The sequence below is a fragment of the Pseudolactococcus piscium genome (genome assembly GCF_002441695.1).
Taxonomy (GTDB): Bacteria; Bacillota; Bacilli; order Lactobacillales; family Streptococcaceae; genus Pseudolactococcus; species Pseudolactococcus piscium.
Window position 1 is genome coordinate 25856 of sequence record NZ_JXJW01000009.1, and the last position, 24820, is coordinate 50675.

The following is a 24820-nucleotide window of genomic DNA, read 5'->3' on the forward strand; positions in this document are numbered from 1 at the left end:
TTCAATTCAACTATTCAATTTATCTAATCACTGCTTTAGTGACATAACCTGTTAGGCGCTTCAACAATAGCTCAGTATCATTGACATAGCTGGTTGTCAGCTGTGTCGTCTTTGTTGTCTCATTATAGAGAACGACCGGTAGATTACCTGGAAACTCACTTAATATTTGGGCAATTCTCTTATTTTTAGACGTATCAGCAATCGCCAACCATACTTTTTTATCTGTTGCTTCGACTTTAACCAGACCATCTGCTACAAGTTGCAACCGCTCATTTCGCTCAGACACTTTTCCCATAATCAGATAAAACGTCCCTTCACTGATATCAGCTAAGTAATGATGGTACACTTCTGGAAACAGGGTCACATCTAAGACATCTTGTGTATCTGTTACGTTCAAAAATGCCATGGTTGCACCCGCTTTGGTTCTGTGCGTTTTAAGATGCGTTAGCTCCACCAAAACGGTCACCTTTTGATTGGCAACCAAGTTTGAGATGGCCGTAAAGTTACCCTGTCTCTGCTTAGCAATCGCCATCAAGGGATGCTCTGTTACGGCGATGCCCATCAGATCAAACTCCATCTGATATTTTTCTGCAGGGCTATAATCTTCATATTCTGTATAAGCAAAGGTTAAATTTGAAGCCGATGTGGCAAATAAATCCGTTTGAAAGACTGCACTAAAGTCAACTAGTTTCGCTAAATTTTCAACTAATTTACGCCGATTAGGCTCAAATTCATCGAAAGCACCGATTGAGATCAAGGGTTGGATGATGGCAACTTTTTGAAAATTATCTGGTAATTTTTGGATAAAGGCTTGTAAGCTAGAAAATGGGCGATGTTCAAGTATCCAAAGTGCTAACTCACGTGATAGGCCTTTTATGGCACGCATGCCGACAACGATTTGACCATCTGATAACTTATCATAATAGGGCATGCGATTAATGTAGGCGGGGGCTAATGTAAATCCAACTGCCCTAGCATCATTTAACAAGGCTAAACGCTTACTATCACGCAACATAATTTCATAGAAGACATCAGGATAATGGGCTTTAAAGAAGGCCATCTGAACTGCTAGCGCCCCATAACCAAAGGCATGTGATCGGTTAAAGCCATAATTAGCGAACCGCTCGATCAACTCATAAATTTCACTTGCCTTATCTTGACTATGCCCATTTTTTAAACTACCCGAAATGAATTCGGCTCTGAGCAGTTCAAACTCGTCCCCTTTTTTCTTAGATATGGCACGTCTAAGCAGGTCAGCACGCCCAAGAGAAAAACCAGCGAAAATCTGTGCCACTTGCATGATCTGTTCTTGAAAAATCATGATCCCATAGGTAGGTTTTAAAATATGTGAGATCGTGCTATCCGGATAAATGACTACTTCATCACCATGCCGTCTTTTTATGAACTCAGGAATGAAGGCTGATGGTCCTGGTCTAAAGATAGATGTTGCTGCAACAACATCTGAAAATTCGGTTGGCTTAAGTTGTCGTAGGAAAGACATCATTTGCGGATTTTCAAATTGGAAAATCCCTAGTGTCTGTCCCTCTCTAAATAGGCTTAATGTTTGCTGATCGTTTAAATCAATCTGATTGATATTAATCAGTTTATCATAACGTGCCTTGACCAAATCACGCATGTCATTAATATAGGTTAAATTTTTGATACTTAAAAAGTCAAATTTAATTAAGCCAATCGCCTCAACATCATGTGCTTCAAACTGCGTGATGGGTAACATCTCACCAGGCGCTATGGGCAAATAGTTAGTTAAGTCCTGTGCTGCTAAAACGACACCTGAGGCATGCACTGACTTTTGACGGGGCATGCCCTCTATTTTTTGCGCATAATTAAAGACCGTTTGTAGCCGCGTGTCATTAATAATCTCTGCTCTCAGTCGATTATTTTTCGCATATTCCTGTGCCAGTGTATCTGATCGACCAATCATACTCGATACATGTGAGATTTCGATTTCTGTCATGCCAAATACTTTGGCAACATCACGAAAACTCTGCTTCATACCAAAAGTTGAAAAAGTCATAATCTGAGCCACATGACTACTGCCATAGCGATTCTTCACATAAGCCAAAATATCTGCGCGTTTATTATCTGGCATATCGATATCGATATCGGGTAGACTAGCGCGTTCAGGATTCAAAAAGCGTTCAAATAGCAGGCTATTAGCCACAGGGTCTACCCCTGTAATCTGAAGCGCATATGCTACCAAAGAACCTAGCGCAGAACCTCGCCCCATGCCTGTATAGATATTTTCAGACCTCGCATAACGTAATACATCTGCTACGATTAGAAAATAATCATCAAATCCCATCTCATGAATGGTCGTTAATTCATGCTCAAGTCTTTCTAGATAGGTTGGGGTTACCTTCTGCTCAGCCTCAAGAAAAGCAGTCGCAATCTGTCGTAGCTCAGTTGCTGCTGCCATATCCTGATTAAAAGTTGGTAGGGCTAAACTGCCATCCATGGCTTGATAGTGAATGCTTGAAACAAGCTCATCCAAGTTTTGTAGACTTTTTTGATCAAACAGCTCTGAGACCGTCGACGCAGCATGTAAGCTCTCAGAATGGGCGACCGTCAGACTTTCATCAACTTTTATCCCATTTTTGATATGCTCTAAAATCGTCAGTGTATTGGCATCTGCAGGATCTAGGTACTTAACAGATAAAAACGGTATTTTAGGACGTGAAAATTCTTGCACCGTCGGTTTTAATAAGCCAACATAGACATCCTCTTTGGGTAATTGTTTCAAGATATTATCAACTGCATAGTCTGACCCAACAACGATTGCGACATCAGAAAAATGGCTTGCAATATCAGATAGCGTATGAAATCCAAAATTTTTCTTGCTTGAAATCCGATAAAGATTACTGAGCCCTTCGGACGTTTTAGCAATAAAGGAGAGTTGAATTGGTAGACTATCGATGACACAAGTCGTTTCAAATGAAACAACAGGTTTGATCCCCATACCTAGTGCCAATGTCATGAACTGATGGGCTGCATGGAGATTATCGATATCCGAAATACCTAGTGTTTGATAGCCAAGTGCTTTGGCAGCTGTCAGATAATCTGCTAATTTCACGGTTGAGCCCATAAAACTGTAAACAGTCTTTGTATTCAATTGTGCGTACATAGCCCACCCTCTCAATTTGTTAATTTTTTTTATTCACTAGATGATCATTATCAAGCTAACAAGTAACTCAAATAAACATGACAAGCTAAACAATCCATTTACATTATTCTTGCAAAATTACTTTATTTCTATTATACTTTATTTTGAGAGAAGAAACATACTAGGAGATACCAAAACTGATAGTCTTTGCAGTTTGTTATCTCATATTAGAAAGAAGATGCATTTATGAAATTCTTAGTTCTCCTATTTTGGTCACTCATTCTAAGTGAAGTTGCTGGTTTTATCATCGCTAAGCTTAACGCTTCAGCACTTAACCCAAGCCTATCTGCTATTATTGCAGTTGCATTTGTCATTTTTATTTTCGTTTTTGACAAGGTTGCTATTTTACCAGATACCAAAGCTTACAGCGCTAAATAAACCGATTGGTTTATTTTTTTTGCTTAAATTAAGGCTAACTCTAACTTATTTCGAACCTGACTGCCTTAGATAATGAGCTGTACTTGCTTGCAAAAGGTATCCTAAAAACGCTTAATAAAAAAACATCAGATCTAGTCTGACATTTTTTTCTTATATTAGGCTTCTGAATTCTCAACAGATGCTTTGATAAATGCTGTATAAAGTCCTTCTGAACGGTTTGGACGGCTTGATAATTCTGGATGATATTGACAAGCGACAAAGAATTTGTGATCTGGAATTTCAACAATTTCAACCAAACGATTATCTGGAGAAACACCTGAGAAAACAAATCCTGCTTTTTCAAATTGTTCACGATAGGTATTATTAAACTCATAGCGATGACGATGACGACGTTGAATCACTTCTTGGTTATCATAGGCTGCTGCTGTCACTGAATGTGCTTTTAGCTTAGCAGGATAAAGACCTAAACGCAGCGTACCACCCATGTCTTCTACGTCGATTTGATCACGCATTAAATCGATGATTGGGAACTTCGTTTCAGGGTCTAGCTCACTAGAATTTGCACCATCAAGACCAAGGACATTACGGCCAAACTCAACACATGTCAACTGCATGCCTAGACAAATACCCAACATAGGTACGTTATTTTCACGCGCGTATTGGATTGCTGCGATCTTACCTTCTGTACCACGTGGTCCAAAACCACCAGGTACAATAATGCCATCAGCATCGCTTAACAAGTCTGCAACATTTTCAGCTGTTACATCATTTGATTGAATCCAGTTAAGGTCAATGTCAGTATCAGCAGGATAGCCCGCATGTTTTAAGGCTTCAACAACAGAAATATAGGCATCTGGTAATTCAACATATTTACCTACCAAAGTAATTTTTGTCTTCTTCTTGAGATTCATAACATGATGCACCATCTCAGTCCACTCTGTCATGTCTGCTTGTGGTAAGTCAAGTTTCAAATGTTCCAAGACGATATCGTCCATACTTTGCGCTTGTAAGTTCAGTGGAATTTGATATAAATGCTCGACATCTAATGACTCGATAACCGCTTCAGGTGCTACATCTGTAAACTGGGCAATTTTATTTTTAATCCCTTGTTCAGCAGGTGTTTCCGTCCGGATGACGATCATATTCGGTTGGATACCTAACCCACGCAACTCTTTAACTGAATGTTGTGTTGGCTTTGTTTTCATTTCAGCTGAAGCCTTTAAGTAAGGTAAGAGTGTCGTGTGGATATAGAACACATTATCTGAGCCAACATCAGATTTCATCTGACGAAGTGCTTCAAGAAATGGTAGTGACTCAATATCACCAACCGTACCACCAACTTCTGTGATGATCACATCAGAATCAGTTGTTGCTGCTGCACGTTTGATTTTCTCTTTAAGGGCATCAGTAATATGTGGAATAACCTGAACTGTCGCACCAAGATATTCGCCACGACGTTCTTTACGCAATACTTCAGAATAGATTTTACCAGTTGTGACATTAGAATATTTATTGAGATTAACATCCATGAAACGTTCATAGTGACCTAGGTCAAGGTCAGTTTCAGCACCATCGTCAGTGACATACACTTCCCCATGTTGATACGGACTCATTGTACCTGGGTCAATATTAATATAAGGATCAAATTTTTGAATCGTCACCTTGAGACCACGATTTTTCAATAGACGACCAAGGCTTGATGCCACGATCCCCTTACCAATACCTGAAACCACACCACCTGTTACGAAAATGTATTTTGTCATTATCTCTCCTTGATAAAATTTTGAAGTAGCTACTTTAAGGATATAATAGTCGCAGCAAACACAAAAGTGACTGTCCACTAGCACTTACACATACCTTAAAAAACTAAACTGCAACTCTATTGTTAACAAACGGGAGTTATCAGTAACCCTATTTAAAACGCAATAACAAATAATCGTTTGCACCTAGACATGGATTGATAGGCGTTACAGCAGTTATCCACTGTTGCCTATCACTTAGTCTGCGTACAAACTGACGATTGGGTTTAAATAAGGTTAAAGATAAATATAAAAAGCTCCCACAAATGGGAGCTCCTGTCTGACCGCCTAAAGCGGTGCCCGATAATTATAATATCGTATTTTCGAAGATTTGTCAACTCAGTTTTTTTAAGAAAGCTCTATCGATTAACTATTTCACTTCATCATGTTATTTTTATGTTATAATAGAATCATTAAAAACCTGACTAAAAATAACGCTTTGTACAGCTATTTTAAAAAATGACAACGCACATAACTTGTTGTTCGTGAATTAAGCAAAATGACTTAAACGCTTCATTTGATAAAGGGAGGCAAAGATGAAACAAAAAAAAGCGATTGCGATGATACTCATTTCACTCATGTGTTTATTCTTTTTAAGTGCCTGTCACCAAAAGGGGACGCCTATTATTTCGGCTGATAAACTTGATAAAGCTGTGATTCTGATTAAAGATGATCAAGGTAAAGAGCGAACTTGGGAGGCATCCGATCCAAGTTTTTTAAAGGCACTATTAGGTAATTTAAACCTTGTATTTGGTAAGGATGATAAAAGCGCGCAACGTTTTGATACGCCGTTGACAGCAAAGGAAAAAGCATTCACCTATCAAATTATCTTTTATCAATCAGATAAGGTCGTACAAACCATCCATATGTCACAAACCAAGGACATCACTGTAGATAAAAAACAGTTTACTGTTAAGGGAACTGATAGACAAGCACTGGATAGTTTAAAACAACATGTATTAGTCGTCGCTAAATAGCTGCGTTACTGACTAAAAATAAGCAGTTTTAACTGGGAAGTGTTAAGCGATAAAAAAGAGAGCATGTGTTAAAACACGCTCTCTTTTTTACTAATATGAGTTAGGTCCAGTTTAAAAATAGTCACGTAGTATGACATCACGCATGACATAGATAGTAAACTCACTGATCGTCATCTCGACTGCTTCCCCTTCACCAAAAACGAGATTATTTTCTGGTAATAGTGCGTCCGTAATCGTAAACTGCTTAGCTTCAGTCATCGGGAAGCGTTCTAAAAACGCGGACAAGTTAACGATACGCGCCATCATATCCGGTAATAGGCTGATTTTGGCACGACTCGGCTCTTGCATATCTTGCTCTAACAAGGTATTATCTGGTGCTGTATACTTAACTTTTTCAAAAGCACCAGCATGACTTGAGACAAAGCGATATACCGTATCTTTGGCTTGCTCATTCAAGTAGATCATCTCATGAATAATAAAATCCATCCCACTAAAGTCATAAATCAGATAGCCTTTTGGAAGCTCTTCTTCATAGAAAACAGCAAAATGGGGTTGTTTTTTAAAAGAAAAATAATAATCCCACTCAAATTCACCACGATAGAGGCTGCCGTTATTATCAGCTAGCTGATGAATGATTGCCAAGTCTGCTTTCGCCTGTGTAAATGATAAGCGTTTAGCAAGCAAGTCTGTCTGTTTACCTTTAGGAAAATCAGTCGCAGCAATCTCATATTGTTTTTGATTGAAGAGATACTGGTAGCCAAATTGACCATAAAAACCATAGGAAAATGGGGCTAAGTAGGAGAAAATCGTCTTATTTTTATAGTTCTCTTGTAAACTCTCAGTTATGAGCTTACTTGCGCCACCATTTCCTCTATATTCAGGGTAACTGGCCACATAGCCGATACCTGACATGGGGACAACTTGTCCCTGAAAATAGACATTGAAATGCGTGTCAACAACCATACTGGTTAGTTGCCCATCTTGTTCATAGGTATGCAATGTTGACTGACTCAGCAACTTATAAAAAGCTTCATCACCACCAGTCGGCTGTTTATGAAAGGCATATTTAGCTAAATCTAGACAGGCTTTTTCTATCATTTTTGCTCCTCACGAAAGACATCCGTTGCTTGATAACTAGCACGAGGCCCACCGATAAGTTTAGGTCGGCTTTTTAGCGCGGTCACGTGGGCACCACCTAGTTCACGCAGGGTTGGTCTAAAGGGAATTTGGACATGCTTAATATGCATGCCGATAGCTGTATCACCTATATCAAGACCAGCCTGTGCTGTGATATGCTCAACTTCAACAGGGTCCTGAAATAAATCATAAGCAGCGACTTGCCCGCTACCACCAGCATGGAGTTGCGGGATAACAGATACAATCTCTAGCCCCCTAACCTCAGCCAGTTCTCGCTCAACGAGTAATGCCCGATTCAGATGTTCACAGCCCTGTACGGCCAAGTATGCGCCGATTTCACTCACTTTATCATAAATGACTTTAACGATGACCTGACCAATTTCAGCCGATGACTTATGGCCAATCACCCCGCCATTGACCTCGCTTGAAGACAAGCCAAGGACAAAAATCTGGCCTTTTTTTACTGCGGCCTGTTGCAAGACATCATCAATCAATTGTGCTGTCTGATACTTAAGTTCTGCTAACTCCATTTTTTATCCTCACTTATCCTAAAATTATCTCATAATATGGGATAATCAGCAACTTATTTTACCCTTGATAGGCTGCGTTCAAGCGTTATGCCAACAACGACACCGAAGATAGCTTGAATGATATTACCTGGCATGTCCGCAAGCGCTGCACCTAAGCCATAAAATAGCCAAGAGATTAAGAAATAGCCTCCTACCATCACGACACAAGATAGTACTAGAAAAAGTGTTTTAGCACCCTTGAGTCCCGCAACATAGCCTTGTCCAGCATGAATCAGTAGACTAAAAAATGCCCACTGCGGATAACCTGACAAGATATCAAATAAAAGGCCTGTAATACCACCAACCACTGCTCCCTCAGCTTTACCAAACCGTAAAGCAGTTAAAATAATCCCTGCATCAAGTACCGTCACAACCCCTTTTGTTAGCGGCATTGGTATTTTAAGAAACAAAGAAATTGCAAGTGTTAAGGCTGAAATAATGGCAAGTGGGGCTATTTTTTTAGTCGTTAATGTCATGTTGAAATACTCCATATTCGTTTGAGCTAAGAATGGCTTGGTAGGTAAAGGCTTTGCTTTGTTCAATCGCCGCTACCATCGGTGTGCTAATAGCAAGGTTACTGGCGATAGCAGAGGCAAAAGTACACCCTGCACCATTATTATTATTTGAGACAAGTGGCTTCACAAATGTCTTAACTACCTGACCATCATAATATAAATCACGTGCAAGACTTTGGTCCATCCGATTACCACCCTTAATAATCGTATGTTTACTGCCTAACTGATATAAATACTTTGCTGCTGTCACCATATCAGCGGGGGTAGTAATAGACATTCCCGTCAATATAGCAGCTTCTTTCAAATTAGGCGTGATCACTGTGACATAGGGTAGAAAGGCAAGTAATGTCGCCTTCATTTTAGTTATTTCATGATCAGCGTTCTCTTTAAAAACTAGAACAGGATCCAAAATAATCGGTATCTCTTGATGCTGTTTGATAAAAGCTAGCGTCAGCTCCGCAATCTCGACAGACGGTAGCAAGCCGATTTTAATGGCATCAAATGTGATATCTACTAAACTGTCAAGCTGTTGTTGAAAGAGCGATAAGGCTGTTGCTGTAATCACAAACCCATCTCCATCTTGTGTCGTTGTGACAATCGACGTAATGGCGACAAACCCATAGATACCATACTGAGAATAAGTCGCTAAGTCTGCTTGAAAGCCACCTCCAGATAGGATATCCGATCCCGAAATGGCTAATACTTTAGGTAGTTTCTCTGTCATCTCTATAGTTGACCTCCATTAAACATAGGCCGTGTGCTGGCGCTGTTGGCCCAGCCAAATCACGATTTTGAGCCGCTATAATCTCAGAAATCCTACTTGCGGGCCACTTGCCCAAACCAACCTTAATCAGCGTGCCAACCATGTTTCTAATCTGCTTATACAGAAAACCGTTTCCAGAAAAAGAGAGACTTAGTTCATCCTCACTAGTCTTTATGATCGTGACAGCCGTAATCGTTCTCACCTTATCTTCGACTGTCGCGCCAGATGCTGTAAACCCTGTAAAATCGTGTGTCCCGACCAGTAAATCAGCAGCTGCTATCATCTCATCTAGAGCAACCAGTTTTGGCACATGAAAACTAGTCCGTCTTGTGAGTGGGTTTGGTGCACGAGAGGTCGTCAACTGATACTGATACCTCTTATTATGTGGATTAAAACGCGAATGAAAGGTATCGTCGACTGCTTCAACTGCTAACACATTGATATCATCTGGTGACTGTGTATCCAAGGCAAACCGTAATTTTTCAGGATCACGCGCTGTTGCTAAGTCAAAATGCACGACTTGACCTAAAGCGTGTACGCCACTATCCGTCCGGCCAGATCCATGTATCTTAATGGCCTGTCCAGATGACAAGCGCGTTAAAACACGTTCAAGCTCTTCTTGAACCGTTCTCCCATTATCCTGTATTTGAAAGCCAGAAAAATCCGTCCCATCATATGCAATAATTGCTTTATATCGTCTCATGTCAATATTATATCATTTTCACCACACAATGAAACAGCCAATTGGATTGCATTGACCTCATCCAATTTGACCATATAAAAAAAGACCTTCTCAAGTCTTTTTTCATACAATTAATCATTTGATAAAGCTTCAATCGGATTGAGGTTGGCTGCTTTTCCAGCAGGCATCAAGCTAGCAAACAAGGCGATAACAATCGCAATGATCACACTACCGATGATGGCACCAGCAGATACTTGAATAATATGGAATTTATCAAGTAAATTGCTGACTGCTGAATTGACAACTGTTTGACCGATTAGTGCGACAATAATACCCAGCACTGCTGATGCAAGACCTAAGATAATCGTCTCAATCACAAACAACCAACGGATGTCACCTTTACGGGCACCTAAAGCACGAAGGATACCGATTTCTTTGGTTCTTTCAGCTACTGACATATAAGTTGTTGCAATGATCATCATCAAACTAACGAGAAGTGAGATACCCGCAATCATAGCAAGGACAATCGTCACAATAGACGTGATGTCATTAATTGGTTTTAGTACTGCACCAAGTGAGAAGGTAACAAAATCTTTCTTACCATCTGTTTTAAGTGCTTGTATTTTCTTCACAACAGCGTCAACATTATGGCTATCATCAACTGTTGGTACGATAAAGTTTGGTTGGCTAACGAGTCCATTTGCTTTAAATAAATCTTGGGTTGTTTTAAAATTCATGTTAAGCGAAACTGTACCAGGATTGCCTTTAACAACACCAGATACTTTGACAGTTTGAGTTAGTACTACCAATTTGCCATCTGAGCTGGTCATCTTATAAGTCAAATCCATGGATTGACCGACAATTTTTTTCCAGTTTGTTTTATCCCACTTCTTAGCGATGGTATCTGGTATGACTACTTCATTGTTACCAGGTTTTTTACCAACTAGAAGTGAGTTATCCGTATTAACATCTGTCCAAGTTTGGAGTTGCGTGAATGGTGTTTTAGTTGTCCCTACACTGGCCATTGCTTCAGTTGGGACAATCGTAAAGCCTTTTTCAACCTTCTTAACATGATCTAACTCTGAAACTTTTTTGGTCAAGCTATCAGAAATAGCTGTTTTTTCAGTATTAGCGACCAAGGATTGTTGACTTTCTGACATAGCTGCTTCATTCGTCTTTTTATTATCATCAGTAATCCGCTTCATGACAATCGGTACATTAGGATTCGCTAAATCTGTCACCATCTTATTCATGTAGCCCTTGGCCCCATTTCCTAAGCCAAGGAAGAACATCACTGAGAATAGGCCGATTGCAACACCAATCATGATCATCAAGTTTTGTTTCCAATTGTTTAGAAAATGTTGTGAGGCAATTCTTGCCTTAGCGCCAAATGACAATGATTTTGTTTTAAACTCACGCGGTTTTTCAGTTGTGGCATATGAAGGCTTAATTCTTTCGTCTGAGGTAACTTGACCATCAGCTAGGTGCACAATCCGTGTCCCATAGTCAGCAACCTCTTGAGAGTGCGTCACCACAATGACTGTCTTACCGCTTTTAGCAATATCTGATAGGATACCAAGTACATCTTGCGTATTTTGTGAGTCAAGCGCACCTGTTGGCTCATCTGCAATAATGATATCTGGATCATTTGCGAGTGCCCGTGCAATCGCAACACGTTGTTTTTGACCACCAGATAATTGATTTGGATTTTTCTTTTTATGCTCGAGTAGACCGACTTGTTTAAGCAGTTCTTCTGCTTTCTTCACTTGGGCCTTATGAGATAAATTCGTCATCTTCAAAGAAATCAGGACGTTATCTAAGACACTGAGGTAACTAACTAGATTAAAGGATTGAAAGATAAACCCAACAGTATCTCGTCGATATTCATCCATTGATTTTTCTTTTTTATCAGCTTGTTTGATGCCATTAACAATGACTTCACCTTCATACTTGCGATCTAGACCACCAATGATATTCATCAAGGTTGATTTCCCGCCACCAGATTCGCCGAGTATAGAGACAAAGTCCCCCTTATCAAAACTGAGTGCTAATCCTTTTAAAACTGGGAATTCTTCTTTTCCTAAAAAGTAAGACTTCTTGATGTTTTTTAATTCTAAAATTGACATGCGTAATCCCTTCTGTTTTCCCTAAAATTTATGTCTTAATTCATTGTAAGTTTTTTTCAGAAAATTTTCATGGGTCTAAAGTCTTATCTTTAACCATTCTTGTAACTAATCACTAACTGCCTCCCTAAACGAGTAAGCGTAGACCTGCCATGATGATGACACCAGTTACGACTGATAGCATTAACGATTTTCGAAAATAGCCAATTAAAAATGACGGAACCATGGCTATAAACCTCATGACATCAAGTGTTGGCAAGCTATTCTGGTGTAAAACGAGCAACTCGGAAATCAGTAAACTTGTCATCATGGACAAAGATAAATAGGTTAAAAATCGGTTGAAAAAAGGGGGGAATTTGATGACCTTAGCTAGAGGAAAGGGCATGATTCTGGTTAACCAAGTGACGATCACGCCTAAACATAATGTGATATAAAAATAGATCATACTCCCTCACCTACTCTCTTATTTTCTGGATTTGTCATGATTGCCCCAATCAGAGCACCTACAATCGTAGCGATTAGCACCGCGACATAACTCGACACGACAATACCTGCAAAAAAGTAAAGTAAGACCGCACTGATCACAACTGTTAGGACAACTGGCAATTTTTCATGCTTGACCATAGAATCTAAGGTCAAGGCAAGTAACCCGATAAACATGGCAACGAGTGCATAGTCTATGCCATATTTTTCTGGATTTGGGATTAAGTTACCTAGTGCAGCAACAATGACTGTCGAGGCAATCCAGGTTAAATAACTCATCACATTAACCCCATGCATCCAAATAGGGGTTATAGTAGCTCTTTTGGCATGCTCAAGTGTTAACAAGCCAAATGACTCATCTGTGATTAAGGTACCCATCATCACACCCGACTTCAAGGATTGGTGAGGGAAAATTTGCGTTGCTGTTAAACTCTGTAAAAACATTCTGAAATTGACCAAAAAAATAGTTAAAACCATAACCGAAATTGGCGTATGGACTGCCATCATGGCAACGATAATAAACTGGGCTGCACCTGCATATAAAAAAGTGGACATAAAAAAAACTTGCCAAATGCTATAGCCTTGTGCACTCGCAACGATACCGAATGCTGCCCCAATGCTAATATACCCTAAACTAACTGGAATGGCTGATTTAATACCATCCATAAATGTGACTGTTTTGTTCACCAAGCTAACTCCCAATCTAATCTATAGTAGTCTTATTATATCAGAAAAAAATGCCTTCAGAAATTAATAGTTTTTTCTGAAAACACCTCACAATTGTCTGCCAAAGCACGACTTATCTTGCTAGTTATGAAAACAAAAAAGCGCCAACGCTTTGATAATAAAAGGGTTATCGCTTTTATGGCATGACATCTTACTTTTATCGACGATTACCTTAAAATTAGCTCGTCTTCTTTCTGGCGTTTGGTAGCTAGATTTATCCCAATAAGCAACCATGGTTTTTGTGTCTGTCAAAATGGTCGTCATCTTTTGGCATGCATCATGATTCACTTCTTCAATAGCTATTCTCTTTTCTAAGGATTTTTGAATAGCTGCTATGCCTAGGACTTCAATTGCCTTTTTTTGTCGTTCTTTTTCAGCTTTATGCGTGATTTAAAGATGATCTATTAGCTTGACCTGTTTCTCTAATACCGCATCTATTTTTTTACCAAATTTTCCTTGAATCGCGTTTCCTAAATTTCTCTTAGCACTGCTTAATGCTGTTTTTGTCGTCTCTTTTTCAGCTGCTACTTGTTGCTTAACAATCTTTTTACTTTCTGTTTTAGCATTATTTGTATCAACTGCAAGCTGCATGACACTTATCTTTTCTAGTTTTTTTTGTAACTCTTTAAGCGCCTTTTCCAGAACGTCTAGCATGGGGGTCCTCCTATCACCTTATCTCATTTGTGTTAATTTCCGTCGGTAATCTTGTTCATTGTCTTCTAACTTTTGTAGGAGCTTTTTTTGTTCATACCCAAGGGTTTCATTGTATGCGTCTTGTGTCTTATAAATCTCTTGTCTCATCCAGGTTGTAATTGCTGGATCAACATCGTTGTTTTGTTCAAAGATATTGAGTTCTCTAAAGGCTTGCTCAATCTCTCTTTCGCCAGTTCTTTTAAATGATTTTACAAGGTCTTCATCATTTTCGAGTTGTTGGCATATCATTTTATAATCCTGAATGATTTGGTCTGCTAATATCATGATGATAGTACTCCTTTGATTTGTCCAGCTAAGTCCCTATCTCTTTGCACGACTTCCGCAATCTTTGTTTTTATCTCAGAAATAAGCAAGCTGAAATCAGTTTCTATCCTCGTTACTTTGCTTATCTTTTTTTCATAATATTGACACGTTTCATCAAGAATTGTTTGTTGATTGCAGTTCACCATTTGTTGGGTGTCTCGTATTTCCCAGTCTGTCAGCATGCTACCTCGTTGTCTTGCTTGATAAACATTGCGCTGCCAGATTTCCTGGATTTCTTGTAAGCCCTGTCGATAAACATTCAGAATATTTTCAGTAGCCTGCTTAAATTCATTTTTTGCCTCCTCAGCGATAATCAAGGCTGCTTCGCTATCCAAGTAAATTTTTTCATTGGTTGATAGGCCGCCCCCACTTGAAAACAGAACACGTTTTAACTGATTCAATTTTATCAGTTGTTTACTAAATTTTTCAGTCGTATAGATCCCGTAAGTCTCTAAGTATATCTCGACTCTGTTTTTTGCTCTCTGCGAAACACTCACAAAAGGATACCAATCTTCATGGGTTTTAGACCAGTTTTTAGCCGCCTTTTCTACTTGTGCTTTGGTCATGTTTGGGGCAAAAATGCCATCATCAGCTAAACGGTTTAGATTCAATAAATCACCATCAAAATATTTTGATAGGGTATTATGGTCGCCGATTCCTGAAATAGCACCAACATGACGATAGCTATGGTCACGACCTGAATTGTCCGCAAAAGAATCATTCTGATATCTAGCGAGCATAGATGGATTTGCCAGCAACCATGCTTGTTGGTTTGGTGTCAATGTGTTAAATTGGTTTCTTCCCCAATCATCAAAGCTGGTCGTTTTAAAGCCGTTTACTTGACCATGTTCTGCAGCCATCTTCATCATATAGCCACCAGCTTGGCTGAAACCCGCGACATCAGTAATCATCCCATTATTTTGCGCTACTCTCGCTTGTGTCTGGGCTAAGAACTTTTCTGCGGCCGCATACTCACCCGATAGACCACCAACATAAGCTTGTCCAGCAGTTAGAAAGCCATCTTTTCCGACTTCACCTTTTAGACTCCCCATATTTGTACCATCGTAGACGACCGCAACATTATCATAATCAGGCTTACCATCGGCTTTAACAGGCGCGATTGCCATGGCGTTAAGCTGGTTGTTATCGTTGCTGGCGGATTTGTGGATGAGTTTATACTCGGATTTACCGTTTTGAAGTTCCAAAAAAACAGGAGAACCAACCGCTATATTTTGTACAGACTTTTTAATTTTATTAATCGCTTTGGCCAGTACTTCTGTGGTGATTTCATTACTCATAGATTTCTTCTTTCTAGTACTTTAATTCGTGAAGTTCTAAATTATACACTACTTTAGCTGTAGGGCTACCATTCTTAGATTTTTTCATTTTCTCAAATTTTAGTTTATCTGTTTTTAATTCTGCTCGTCTAATAGCATCAGTTAATTCCCCATTAATAACAACATCCGTATTCTGCGAATTCAATGAGTCTAATTTCACATATTTTTTCAGGTCACTGTCATAGTCAGTTTCCTCTGTTAAAAGAAAGTTAATAATAAAGTATTTATCCTCTGTGACAAATACTTTAACATCAGTATCAACATAATTGCCAAAAAGAGACCCCCCATGAGTTGGTGAATTTCGGTATTCAACGCCAATGCCTTGCCATTCAATTTTTTCAATTCCTTCGTAATTTTTGACTAAATAGTCAGAGACATAATTTTGAATGATGGCAATGCCATCTTGATAGTCTTTTTCTTGCGTCTTCATATCCATATATCTTTTCCCTCCAATGGCCCCTAGTATAACAAGTATGCCTAGGGTCAGCCAAATCCAAATTTTGTTTTTGTTTTTCATTTTGAAACCTCTTCTAAGCACTCTTGAATAGGTAACCCTTGAACTTGATGCTTATCAATTTCACCTTGGGCGGTCTACTATTTGTACCATCATAGACGACAGAAATCACCACATTAACGGCACCGAAAATTAAAAAAACTTTTAACTTAACTCATCAACTAATTATAACATATGTATTACTTAATTTATCAAAATTGCTAATCAGCAATATTTAATCGAAAAATTGCTGATTAGCAATTAGTTAATAGAAAAAATTTGTGAATTAGCACGATAAAATGACATCTTAGCTCCCCATTCATGTTATTTGCAAGTTATCGTCAACATTTTCTGGACTTTAACAGGTAACCAACTTCGTTAATTCGTAGCTGGGTAAAGTTAAACGACAAATACAATCGTCATTTTCTCGCCACCTGAGCCATGAGTTAAGGGGACAAAAAAAGCGCTAACGCCTTTATATAAAGGGTTAGCGCTTTTATGAGATTACATTTGTTTGTTGTAGTATTCAACGATAAGTGATTCGTTGATTTCTGGGTTGATTTCGTCACGTTCTGGTAAACGTGCAAATGTTCCTTCAAGTTTATCAGCATCAAATGTGATAAAGCTTGGGCGTCCAAGAGTTGCTTCAACAGCTTCAAGGATTGCAGGTACTTTGATTGATTTTTCGCGAACTGAAATCACATCTCCAGCGTCAACGCGGTATGATGGGATATCAACACGTGAACCGTTAACTAAGATATGACCATGGTTAACGAATTGACGTGCTTGACGACGAGTTGTTGCTAAACCAAGACGGTAAACAACGTTATCAAGACGACGTTCAAGCAATACCATAAAGTTGAAACCAAGTGTTCCTTCTTTAGCTTTTGTTGCTTGTACAAACAAGTTACGGAATTGACGTTCAGAAACACCGTAAGTAAAACGAAGTTTTTGTTTTTCAGCCAATTGTAAACCATACTCAGAAAGTTTTGAGCGGTTGTTTGGACCGTGTTGACCTGGTACGTAGTTACGACGTGAAATTTCTTTACCAGTGCCTGTAAGTGATACGCCGAGACGACGTGATTGTTTCCATGATGGACCTGTATAACGTGACATGTAAATGTCTCCTTCAAAAAGTTTATTTGAAGAGCATGTTTTTGCGGGCTTCCGGTTCGTGCATTTTCAGTTCGCCTCACAGCTTTGGTTACTTGGTAACACTGAAAATGTTGACGATGCCTTATCTCGCGGCTGCATAACTCAACCTTAACAGTTTATCATGAAATGCTTAGTCTGTCAAGGAAAACATCAATATCCCCGCGGCAATGGCAACATTTAAGGATTCAGCTTGGCCTGGCATATTGATATGGGCTAAAATATCAGCTGCTTGTGCTGTCTCAGGTAGGATACCAGCACCCTCATTCCCCATGATGAGGGCAAATTTGTCATATTTCGACAGCGTCCTGTAGTCAATTGACTGATCAGATAAGGTGGTCGCAATGACTGTAATGCCAGATGCTTTCAAACGGTTATAAAAAGCTAGTGCATCTGATTCTTGAAAGACAGGTAAATGGAAGTGTGCCCCTTGCATTGTTCTGAGCACTTTCGGTGAGTAGCTATCTGCACTACCATCAGTCAGAACAACAGCTGAAAAGCCAGCTGCATCTGCTGTTCTGATCATCGTCCCAACATTACCAGGATCCTGGACATTTTCTAAAATCAATAATTTAGAGAAATCTTGTGTCGCAACAGTAGGCATGACCACCTCTGCGATGATGCCTTGAGGTGTTTCAGCATCAGACAAAAATTTCATGACATCATCAGAAACAAGTATCGCATCTGCTAAATCAGAAAATTTTTCCGTTACAAAAACTTGCTTAAATGACACACCTGCTTTAAGTGCTTCTTCATATAAGTGTCGGCCCTCAATTAAATAAGAGCTTGTTCGATATTTCTTTTTATACAATTTTTTTGCATTTTTTATACGTGCATTATCTTTAGATTTGATCATTTCCATAGCTCTATTATAAGTTGGATAGTCGATAAATGTCAATAGACCTTCTACAACAGGCAAGAAAAAAACAGGTTTTACTATAATCATATAGTAAAAACTGCTGCTATTCATTCCGTATACGATTGCTTTTTTACCTACTATAGATAGACTATTTAGTGGCAGGTATCGTCTCAGTATCTGATGAGACGTCTTTGGTAAACCAAAGATAAGCCCCATAGAAGGCATTCACTAACATAGCAACCTGCAAGATCAGCATACCAAATACTGAATTACCTGTCGTTTGCCATGCATTAAACCAAATAATGACATTAATGATGTCAATTAGGATCCAGCCTACCCATTGACTCCGGTAGCCGTAAGTCATCAGTAATTGACTCACGATGGCAAGCGGAAGTAGTGTTGCATCTAAGACAATTTGTTGGCCACCTAAGTGATGGCTAGTCAATAAGACAAGGCCGTAAATGATGACAAATCCTAAAATAGCTAAAATAACTTTACTTCGTGTCATATTTTTAGGCGTTACTTCTGTTCCATGTGTTTTTAGCATATCCTTTTGCCAAGCATAAATCCCGATAAACTGCATGACCAAATAATAACTTTGAGAAAACACGTCACCAACCAGATGAGACTTAGCGGCAACAATCAACCAAAATATCGTTGCCACAATTCCAAATGTAAAATTTGTCAATCGGCCTCGATTAACCAAAATCAAGTTAACAATCGTCACGATACCAACAATCAGTGATAAGCTACTCATGCTATCAAAGGTTCCTGACAAAAAGAAGGCAACGACCTGAGAAGCTAATAAAATCGATAATAAAAGATAATCCTTAATGGATAGTGAGCCTAACTCACCTGTTATTGCCTTAGGATTAAAGCACTTCTTTAATCCCATACCTAAAATATTTAGTTGTGTTTGCATCATTTTTCCCTCTATCTTATCTGCTGATTAATCCTAGTATGACAGTCAGAATTGATCTATCGCCAAATCCCTATTTTATTTGTATTAATCCTAGCTAGTTTAACTAGCCGCCAACTGTTATTTTCTAAGCCGTAGCATTTTTTTTGGCCTACCAGGTCTTTGAGGATTTTCTTCAAACCGCCCGGTGTCCATTAGGATTGGATTATTTTTAACATAAGTCTTAAAAAAGTTTCCAGTAGCATAATGTTCAAATTTACTATCGAAACATTTTAAAACTGCCAATGCATCTGTAGACGTAAATTCATCTCCAAGTACATGTAAAATATCTGGCGTAACATCTAAACTTTCCTTGATCCGTTTAAAAGTCGCAAGTATAATGTCTTTATGATCGAAAGCTAGATCATAAAGACCAATCGTCAGGTCTGGACTGATAAAGATGATAGCGCCTGTTTCATCTTTACTAACTGTAAACCACCTTGCATCTTTAGCATCATCTCCTGCATGAGCAGCTACAAATGGCGATAAAAATGTTGCATGTGCAACAGAAATGATCCACTGTCTGGGATCTCGATTTGGATCAGTGAAGGCACCAATTTGCCACATCTGATTGTCTTCAGTGATCTTGACGCCAGTCTCTTCTGCTGTTTCCCGCAAGGCTGCTTGCTTTGCTGACTCGCTAGGGTCAACAAAGCCACCAATAAGGGCAAATTTATCTTTAAAGGGATGGGCCATTCTTTCTACTAATAACAGTTTGAGTTGTCGATCAGACGGATCAAAGGCAAATATGATGTTATCTACCGTCATAGCTGGTTTGTCATAAGTCTGCCAATCTTGTGTTTTGTACCATGCTAGGTAGTCTGCTTCACTTGCTTGCGTTTCGTAATATGTTTTGTCGTTATCCATAATAAGAATATAACATACTTTTATTATTTTTACTACTAATTTAGCGTATTTTTTTCAAATTAATTATTTTATAATATGAACGCTATCTATAACAGGTCTTTTCCCACATTAAAATAATCCTTTTGGTATACTTTAATCAAGAGAACATGATTATAGGAGGAACTTGCCATGAATAAAGTAAGGCTATCAGTAACTGGACGCGTACAAGGCGTCGGTTTTCGGTATGCGACATATCAACTGGCTAAGAGATTAGATATTAGGGGCACTGTCAAAAATGAAGACGATGGTTCCGTTACGATCGAGGCCCAATCAGAGGACAAGCTAAAGCTTCAAACCTTTATCAGTGACGTTCGAAAATCTCCTGCACCATTTGGTCGCGTAGACTATCTGGATGTTAAGCTGGCGAATTTCTCAGATTTTGACGATTTTAATATGCTAAATTGATGACAAAAAGCACCCAATAAAGTAAACCTAAATCACTTTATCAGGTGCTTTTTTGCATTTTCTATTTATGCTTTATATAGATATATTACAGGTATTTAGTCATCATCGTGTTCGCCACAAAGGGTTTATTCATGGTATAGATATGCACACCATCAACACCACGTGCTAATAAATCATCTATTTGCTTACAAGCATATTCCATCCCAGCTTTTTGTAGATCCTCTGGTGAATCCTTGTATTTGTTGATGATTTTAATCAGTCGTGTGGGCAGACTAGCACCAAAGAAGATCATGCGCTCTACTTGTGATTTTTGAAGGACAGGCATGATTCCCGCTGCAATCGGTGCCTCAATCCCTGAATTTTTAATATAGTCATTTAGTCTCAAAAATTTCTCGTTATCAAAGAAGAGCTGGCTGACAAATAAATTAGCGCCTGCATCATACTTACGCTTAACATGCTCGATATTCTCGACTTCTAAAGCACTGTTCACATGGCCTTCTGGATAAATGGCCGCCGCAATATCAAAGTCTCCATTTTTTTTGATATCATTAATCAGCTCGTAAGCAAAATGATAGGCATCAGGAAAATCCGAACAGGCAGCACCAACAGGCATATCACCGCTTAATGCCAAAATATTATTGACATTCTTCGCTTTTATGTCGGAAAGAATGGCCGCAATCTGTTCTGGATTGTTATTAATCGAGGTCAAATGATGCATGGTCTCAATATTGTAATCCTTCTTGATTTTTTCTGCAATACGTAAGGTTTTATTGCCCTGATTAAAACTCCCCATCGCCCCGTAGGTCACACTGATGAAGTCTGGTTTATTGGTCAATTCAGCTACCGTATGATAGATTGTTTCCACGCCAGCATCTGTTTTTGGCGGAAAGATTTCGAGTGAGATGACAGATTTATTTTTTTTATTTTTAGTTTTATAGATATCAGTTATTTTCATAAGACTATTCTAACAGGTTTTGCTATAGTTTAAAACTTGTTAAAAGTAGGTGTTTGTCATAGTTTTAAGTTATATCAAAAAAACTTCTTTGATGCCTTGAACTGAATTACAGCAGAAAATTTTGTCTGCTTTCAATAAATCTGATTTGTACAGGAGGTGTTCTTGACACTGCTTCGTCTCTAGTAAGTGCTGTCGGTAAATACCTGCGAGTAGACCACTTGATACAGGTGGTGTGAACAAGCGACCAGCTATTTCTAAGATGACATTAGCACGAGACATCTCAGTTAGCTCACCCCGCTCATTAAAAAAAAGTTCATCTTTAGTCGTATAGTAGGGACGCTGGGTGGTTTTATGATAAAGAAAATTTTGACGACTGTCTACAATCATCGGAGAAATAGCCACTTTATCAAAGGGAACTTGCTCTCTATAGCTGATATCGTAGTGACCATCACGGCTCAAGGCAATACGCATCATACCATCTTGTACTGGTTGAATTTTAGCCATATCCTCATGAAACTTAAAGCCATAGATACTAGCTGAATGACTTAATCTTGCCAGATGCTCAGTCTTAAAAGCTAGCTTGCCATTTTCAACCTTTAGTGTCTCAATCAGCTTAACCTCATCCTGTAAAAATGAGGTCTTTGCTTGCGTCTCCAACCATTCGTCAGTTGTATCTGAATCCCAGATAATAGCACCACCCACACGATAAGTAAAACTTGATGCATCTGCTTGACGCTGTAGGATACGAATAGGGACACTAAAAATGTGTTGCTCAGGGCTTAGAAACCCGATCGCACCACAATAGATATCACGACTCCCTTGCTCGATCTCATCAATCAGCCGCATCGTTGATTCTTTTGGTGCACCAGTTACTGATCCATTCGGGAAAAGGGCTTTTAAAATCGTATATAGAGAGGTATCGTCTTCTAGGTCTGCTTCGATTTGCGAGGTCATTTGATGGACCGTTGCATGTGTCTCGACATCAAATAACTTGCTTACAGCGACTGTCCCATTTTTGGCAATCCGACCAAGATCATTTCGCATTAAATCGACGATCATCACATTCTCAGCCCTATTTTTCTTATCTGTCTTTAAAAAGTCAATCAGCACAGCATCTTCTGCTGCTGTTTTCCCACGCTTAACCGTCCCCTTCATCGGTCGTGTGATGATATGCTGCTGTTTGATCTCGAAAAAAAGTTCTGGCGAGAAACTTAGTAAGGTATCATAGTCATTTTTTATGAATGTATTATAGGGCGTCCTTTGCTTAGTCAAAAGATGCTCGTAAAGCGCAAAGTCATCGCCATCATAGGGCACCTTGTAATCATAAGTATAGTTCACTTCATAGGTGTCACCTTGCCGCTGGGCTTGCTTAATTTTTGTAACTGCTTCTGCATAGCGATCAAAGGTAAGTTGGGCTTGGGGCACAAGTGTCATGTTAGGTACAGCACTCGGTGTATAGGGTGTATAGTGATCAAATATCTCAAAGTATAGGAGTGGTAACTTAGAGGTGATGTCCTCACCTAAAAATATTGCCTTTGCTTGGTAGCGGATATAGCCTACAGCATAATGCGTTTTTTGCCACTTATCAAGTTCATCTAGTGCTGCTATAAAACTCGTTTTATCAAAAGCAATTAATGTCGTAAGTGCCTTGTCAAATTTTTTGTCATCATAAATTATCATATTAGCTTTATTATATCAAATTACTAGATCATGTCTTTCCCTTAATGCCTGACTTGCACTTGCTTGCCAACATCAGAAAACAAAAAAAACTGGCTTTCACCAGTTAAATAATTGAACGAGTTTCATATTCCAGCGTACTTCTTTTGCATAAAATATGTTACCGCCATTTTTATAAAGTTTTCCCTTGTTAAATCTAAGTGAATCCAAGGTAATATGATAGTATTCCTCTCCTGTCGTATTCCCTAGACTAGGCGCAACAACATCTTTGGAATAAGCTTCTGCTAAGGGCAAGGTATTCTTACCGCCATTTTTAGCAATATAACCAACGTAAGCCTTACCAAAGTTATAGGCTTGTACACCGGTCCAGACATCAACACCCTGTTCATTAGCATAGGCTAATACTTCAGTCAGGTTAGTTATCCCTTGGTGAATACTGTCTTCCTCAGTTTCAATCGTTTTTTCAGTAGACTCCGTTGACTGCATGACATCAGTATGCTTGCCTTTAGTTTCTGTATAGATAATCGATAAAACAAGCTCACGATTACCTGATACCCCATATTTTTTTAAGGTTTGGGTCACAAAGTCATCGTACTGCATGACACTTTTAACATTCTCATGCGTCCGATACACCCAAAAGCCTGTACCTAAAACAATAACGAAGAGCAGTACTCTTTTAATAAATTTTAACAATACGCCTCCTCTTGTTTTTAAGGTTATGGTTAGACATCAGAAACTATTGACTACCATTTATTCTTGATTTCCTCAATATTTTTGATGATAATCGAATAAGTGCCATCATTATTTTGAATAAATTCGACAGTTTCCGCATCTTCATATAAGGTCTGTGGCACAATCATCTCAATCCCATTTGATAGGGATAATTTTTGATTTGCCAATTTCTTTTCGATTTTGTCCATAGGCATCTGATCAAATTTAATGCTGTCAGGAATCCCTTCCTTGACTTGATCCTTGAAAGCCAGTCTAGCGGTCAGATTATCTGAAAACAATTGGTCAGCCAATGCTTCTGGACTGATATTTTCTTGCTTTTCAACCGCATGAAAAACCGTATTTTGTACCTTTTGAGAAAAAGCAAAATCGTCGTCATCAAAAGACTTGGCAACTGACTCAGCTGTCTTCTTTATCAATTTAATCGCCTTATTCACGGAAATTTCAGGTTTTTCAGCAAGCAAATTTTCTGATATATAATGATAGTTTTTACCATTATATTTGATCCGCTTTTCTATCAGATGATAGCCAAACGTTGCGCAGTTGATAGCAAGACCTTCATCTGCTGCACTACCTGCACCAGGTAATGATGACTCTGTCTTAGCGATTTTAATTTGACCACTAGTCCCATCAAAGGTATGTGAAAAAGCGTCTCTTAGTGCTAATCTGATAAAGGCAAAATGAGGCTGTGTCTCTATTTCATAAGACACAAAAAGCAAATCATTTTGCTTTTGATTTTCAGATAAGACAAATGCTTCTCGCCAAAAGTTAGCAACTGCTATCGTCGAATCAATAAAATCATCTGTTAGCAGTTTTAAAAACTGATTATCTTCTGATAGATGACCACGTTTGGCCTCATCAGAATAGATTTTTTCAACTTTTTTGGTCACATAATCTAGCATGACAGGGGTTAATTCCATCAATTCCTTAGAAAAGGTAATCTCTGGATGGCCTGGATCAAAAGCATGTAAAATCGCTTTTTTTATATAGATATCCATT

Annotated in this window: 25 protein-coding genes; 3 read left to right on the plus strand and 22 right to left on the minus strand. The window is 38.8% G+C overall.

What is annotated here, in order from left to right:
- Positions 1-19: 19 nt before the first annotated feature.
- Positions 20-3142 (minus strand): DNA polymerase III subunit alpha, encoded by a 3123-nt coding sequence (locus RU86_RS05365; protein WP_096814404.1) that lies wholly within the window; start codon positions 3140-3142, stop codon positions 20-22.
- 225 nt (positions 3143-3367) lie between these two features.
- Here RU86_RS05365 and RU86_RS05370 point away from each other — a divergent pair, with 225 nt between their 5' ends.
- Entirely contained in the window at positions 3368-3559 is a 192-nt protein-coding gene (locus RU86_RS05370) for a DUF2929 family protein (RefSeq protein ID WP_096814405.1), read from the plus strand.
- A gap of 155 nt (positions 3560-3714) precedes the next feature.
- Here RU86_RS05370 and pyrG read toward each other — a convergent pair whose 3' ends face one another.
- Positions 3715-5325 carry a CTP synthase gene (gene pyrG / locus RU86_RS05375; RefSeq protein ID WP_281252128.1) on the minus strand — a complete coding sequence of 537 codons (1611 nt, stop codon included), beginning with the start codon at positions 5323-5325 and terminating at the stop codon, positions 3715-3717.
- A gap of 569 nt (positions 5326-5894) precedes the next feature.
- On the opposite strand from pyrG, the gene RU86_RS05380 reads away from it, so the two are divergent.
- Complete coding sequence (locus tag RU86_RS05380; protein ID WP_245810479.1) at positions 5895-6335, plus strand: hypothetical protein; 441 nt, start codon at positions 5895-5897, stop codon at positions 6333-6335.
- Between the two features lie 111 nt (positions 6336-6446).
- Here the strand turns inward: RU86_RS05380 and RU86_RS05385 are convergent, their stop codons facing one another.
- From RU86_RS05385 to RU86_RS05460, 16 genes are all read right to left on the minus strand, one after another.
- Positions 6447-7433 (minus strand): GNAT family N-acetyltransferase, encoded by a 987-nt coding sequence (locus tag RU86_RS05385; protein WP_096814407.1) that lies wholly within the window; start codon positions 7431-7433, stop codon positions 6447-6449.
- Positions 7430-8002, minus strand: coding sequence for a TIGR01440 family protein (locus RU86_RS05390; protein ID WP_096814408.1), 573 nt, complete (start codon positions 8000-8002; stop codon positions 7430-7432). The genes RU86_RS05385 and RU86_RS05390 overlap by 4 nt, the downstream gene beginning before the upstream one ends.
- A gap of 53 nt (positions 8003-8055) precedes the next feature.
- Entirely contained in the window at positions 8056-8517 is a 462-nt protein-coding gene (locus tag RU86_RS05395; RefSeq protein ID WP_047915181.1) for an ECF transporter S component, read from the minus strand.
- The gene (locus tag RU86_RS05400; RefSeq protein ID WP_096814409.1) at positions 8501-9280 is read right to left on the minus strand and encodes a bifunctional hydroxymethylpyrimidine kinase/phosphomethylpyrimidine kinase; all 780 of its coding nucleotides are present in this window, start codon (positions 9278-9280) and stop codon (positions 8501-8503) included. The genes RU86_RS05395 and RU86_RS05400 overlap by 17 nt, the downstream gene beginning before the upstream one ends.
- Complete coding sequence (gene truA / locus RU86_RS05405; protein WP_096814410.1) at positions 9261-10022, minus strand: tRNA pseudouridine(38-40) synthase TruA; 762 nt, start codon at positions 10020-10022, stop codon at positions 9261-9263. The genes RU86_RS05400 and truA overlap by 20 nt, the downstream gene beginning before the upstream one ends.
- Before the next feature lie 110 nt (positions 10023-10132).
- A complete protein-coding gene (locus RU86_RS05410) occupies positions 10133-12127 on the minus strand; it encodes an ABC transporter ATP-binding protein/permease (RefSeq protein ID WP_096814411.1) in 1995 nt (664 codons plus the stop codon).
- A 124-nt stretch (positions 12128-12251) separates the two neighbouring features.
- Complete coding sequence (locus RU86_RS05415) at positions 12252-12569, minus strand: AzlD domain-containing protein (protein WP_096814412.1); 318 nt, start codon at positions 12567-12569, stop codon at positions 12252-12254.
- Positions 12566-13294: an AzlC family ABC transporter permease gene (locus tag RU86_RS05420; RefSeq protein WP_096814413.1), complete on the minus strand. Its 729-nt coding sequence runs from the start codon at positions 13292-13294 to the stop codon at positions 12566-12568. Before RU86_RS05420 ends, RU86_RS05415 begins: the two co-directional genes overlap by 4 nt.
- 429 nt (positions 13295-13723) lie before the next feature.
- A complete protein-coding gene (locus tag RU86_RS05425; RefSeq protein ID WP_096814414.1) occupies positions 13724-13987 on the minus strand; it encodes a hypothetical protein in 264 nt (87 codons plus the stop codon).
- A gap of 18 nt (positions 13988-14005) precedes the next feature.
- Positions 14006-14311 carry a hypothetical protein gene (locus tag RU86_RS05430; RefSeq protein ID WP_096814415.1) on the minus strand — a complete coding sequence of 102 codons (306 nt, stop codon included), beginning with the start codon at positions 14309-14311 and terminating at the stop codon, positions 14006-14008.
- Complete coding sequence (locus RU86_RS05435; RefSeq protein WP_245810480.1) at positions 14308-15648, minus strand: hypothetical protein; 1341 nt, start codon at positions 15646-15648, stop codon at positions 14308-14310. The genes RU86_RS05430 and RU86_RS05435 overlap by 4 nt, the downstream gene beginning before the upstream one ends.
- 13 nt (positions 15649-15661) lie before the next feature.
- A complete protein-coding gene (locus tag RU86_RS05440; RefSeq protein ID WP_096814416.1) occupies positions 15662-16204 on the minus strand; it encodes a hypothetical protein in 543 nt (180 codons plus the stop codon).
- A 480-nt stretch (positions 16205-16684) separates the two neighbouring features.
- Entirely contained in the window at positions 16685-17296 is a 612-nt protein-coding gene (gene rpsD, locus RU86_RS05445) for a 30S ribosomal protein S4 (protein WP_047915155.1), read from the minus strand.
- 169 nt (positions 17297-17465) lie between these two features.
- A complete protein-coding gene (locus tag RU86_RS05450) occupies positions 17466-18194 on the minus strand; it encodes a TrmH family RNA methyltransferase (protein WP_096814471.1) in 729 nt (242 codons plus the stop codon).
- Between the two features lie 145 nt (positions 18195-18339).
- Entirely contained in the window at positions 18340-19116 is a 777-nt protein-coding gene (gene pnuC, locus RU86_RS05455) for a nicotinamide riboside transporter PnuC (protein WP_096814417.1), read from the minus strand.
- Between the two features lie 114 nt (positions 19117-19230).
- On the minus strand, positions 19231-20016 hold the full coding sequence (locus RU86_RS05460; RefSeq protein ID WP_096814418.1) for an NUDIX domain-containing protein: 786 nt from the start codon (positions 20014-20016) through the stop codon (positions 19231-19233).
- A 168-nt stretch (positions 20017-20184) separates the two neighbouring features.
- Between RU86_RS05460 and RU86_RS05465 the strand changes: the two genes are divergently transcribed.
- Positions 20185-20460 carry an acylphosphatase gene (locus RU86_RS05465; protein WP_096814419.1) on the plus strand — a complete coding sequence of 92 codons (276 nt, stop codon included), beginning with the start codon at positions 20185-20187 and terminating at the stop codon, positions 20458-20460.
- Between the two features lie 85 nt (positions 20461-20545).
- On the opposite strand, the gene RU86_RS05470 is transcribed toward RU86_RS05465, so the two are convergent.
- From RU86_RS05470 to RU86_RS05485, 4 genes are all read right to left on the minus strand, one after another.
- The gene (locus RU86_RS05470) at positions 20546-21415 is read right to left on the minus strand and encodes a methylenetetrahydrofolate reductase (protein WP_096814420.1); all 870 of its coding nucleotides are present in this window, start codon (positions 21413-21415) and stop codon (positions 20546-20548) included.
- 69 nt (positions 21416-21484) lie between these two features.
- The gene (locus RU86_RS05475) at positions 21485-23095 is read right to left on the minus strand and encodes a chorismate-binding protein (RefSeq protein ID WP_096814421.1); all 1611 of its coding nucleotides are present in this window, start codon (positions 23093-23095) and stop codon (positions 21485-21487) included.
- Positions 23096-23191: 96 nt separating this feature from the next.
- Positions 23192-23785: a lysozyme family protein gene (locus RU86_RS05480; RefSeq protein ID WP_179296212.1), complete on the minus strand. Its 594-nt coding sequence runs from the start codon at positions 23783-23785 to the stop codon at positions 23192-23194.
- A 50-nt stretch (positions 23786-23835) separates the two neighbouring features.
- Positions 23836-24819, minus strand: a complete 984-nt coding sequence (locus RU86_RS05485) for a nucleoid-associated protein (RefSeq protein WP_096814422.1) — start codon at positions 24817-24819, stop codon at positions 23836-23838.
- Position 24820: the final 1 nt, after the last annotated feature.

Coding starts and splice junctions, on each gene's coding strand:
- RU86_RS05365 (WP_096814404.1), bottom strand. CDS start 3,142: ATGTACGCACAATTGAATACAAAGACTGTTTACAGTTTTATGGGCTCA.
- RU86_RS05370 (WP_096814405.1), top strand. CDS start 3,368: ATGAAATTCTTAGTTCTCCTATTTTGGTCACTCATTCTAAGTGAAGTT.
- RU86_RS05380 (WP_245810479.1), top strand. CDS start 5,895: ATGAAACAAAAAAAAGCGATTGCGATGATACTCATTTCACTCATGTGT.
- RU86_RS05385 (WP_096814407.1), bottom strand. CDS start 7,433: ATGATAGAAAAAGCCTGTCTAGATTTAGCTAAATATGCCTTTCATAAA.
- RU86_RS05390 (WP_096814408.1), bottom strand. CDS start 8,002: ATGGAGTTAGCAGAACTTAAGTATCAGACAGCACAATTGATTGATGAT.
- RU86_RS05395 (WP_047915181.1), bottom strand. CDS start 8,517: ATGACATTAACGACTAAAAAAATAGCCCCACTTGCCATTATTTCAGCC.
- RU86_RS05400 (WP_096814409.1), bottom strand. CDS start 9,280: ATGACAGAGAAACTACCTAAAGTATTAGCCATTTCGGGATCGGATATC.
- truA (WP_096814410.1), bottom strand. CDS start 10,022: ATGAGACGATATAAAGCAATTATTGCATATGATGGGACGGATTTTTCT.
- RU86_RS05410 (WP_096814411.1), bottom strand. CDS start 12,127: ATGTCAATTTTAGAATTAAAAAACATCAAGAAGTCTTACTTTTTAGGA.
- RU86_RS05415 (WP_096814412.1), bottom strand. CDS start 12,569: ATGATCTATTTTTATATCACATTATGTTTAGGCGTGATCGTCACTTGG.
- RU86_RS05425 (WP_096814414.1), bottom strand. CDS start 13,987: ATGCTAGACGTTCTGGAAAAGGCGCTTAAAGAGTTACAAAAAAAACTA.
- RU86_RS05430 (WP_096814415.1), bottom strand. CDS start 14,311: ATGATATTAGCAGACCAAATCATTCAGGATTATAAAATGATATGCCAA.
- RU86_RS05435 (WP_245810480.1), bottom strand. CDS start 15,648: ATGAGTAATGAAATCACCACAGAAGTACTGGCCAAAGCGATTAATAAA.
- RU86_RS05440 (WP_096814416.1), bottom strand. CDS start 16,204: ATGAAAAACAAAAACAAAATTTGGATTTGGCTGACCCTAGGCATACTT.
- rpsD (WP_047915155.1), bottom strand. CDS start 17,296: ATGTCACGTTATACAGGTCCATCATGGAAACAATCACGTCGTCTCGGC.
- RU86_RS05450 (WP_096814471.1), bottom strand. CDS start 18,194: ATGGAAATGATCAAATCTAAAGATAATGCACGTATAAAAAATGCAAAA.
- pnuC (WP_096814417.1), bottom strand. CDS start 19,116: ATGATGCAAACACAACTAAATATTTTAGGTATGGGATTAAAGAAGTGC.
- RU86_RS05460 (WP_096814418.1), bottom strand. CDS start 20,016: ATGGATAACGACAAAACATATTACGAAACGCAAGCAAGTGAAGCAGAC.
- RU86_RS05465 (WP_096814419.1), top strand. CDS start 20,185: ATGAATAAAGTAAGGCTATCAGTAACTGGACGCGTACAAGGCGTCGGT.
- RU86_RS05470 (WP_096814420.1), bottom strand. CDS start 21,415: ATGAAAATAACTGATATCTATAAAACTAAAAATAAAAAAAATAAATCT.
- RU86_RS05475 (WP_096814421.1), bottom strand. CDS start 23,095: ATGATAATTTATGATGACAAAAAATTTGACAAGGCACTTACGACATTA.
- RU86_RS05485 (WP_096814422.1), bottom strand. CDS start 24,819: ATGGATATCTATATAAAAAAAGCGATTTTACATGCTTTTGATCCAGGC.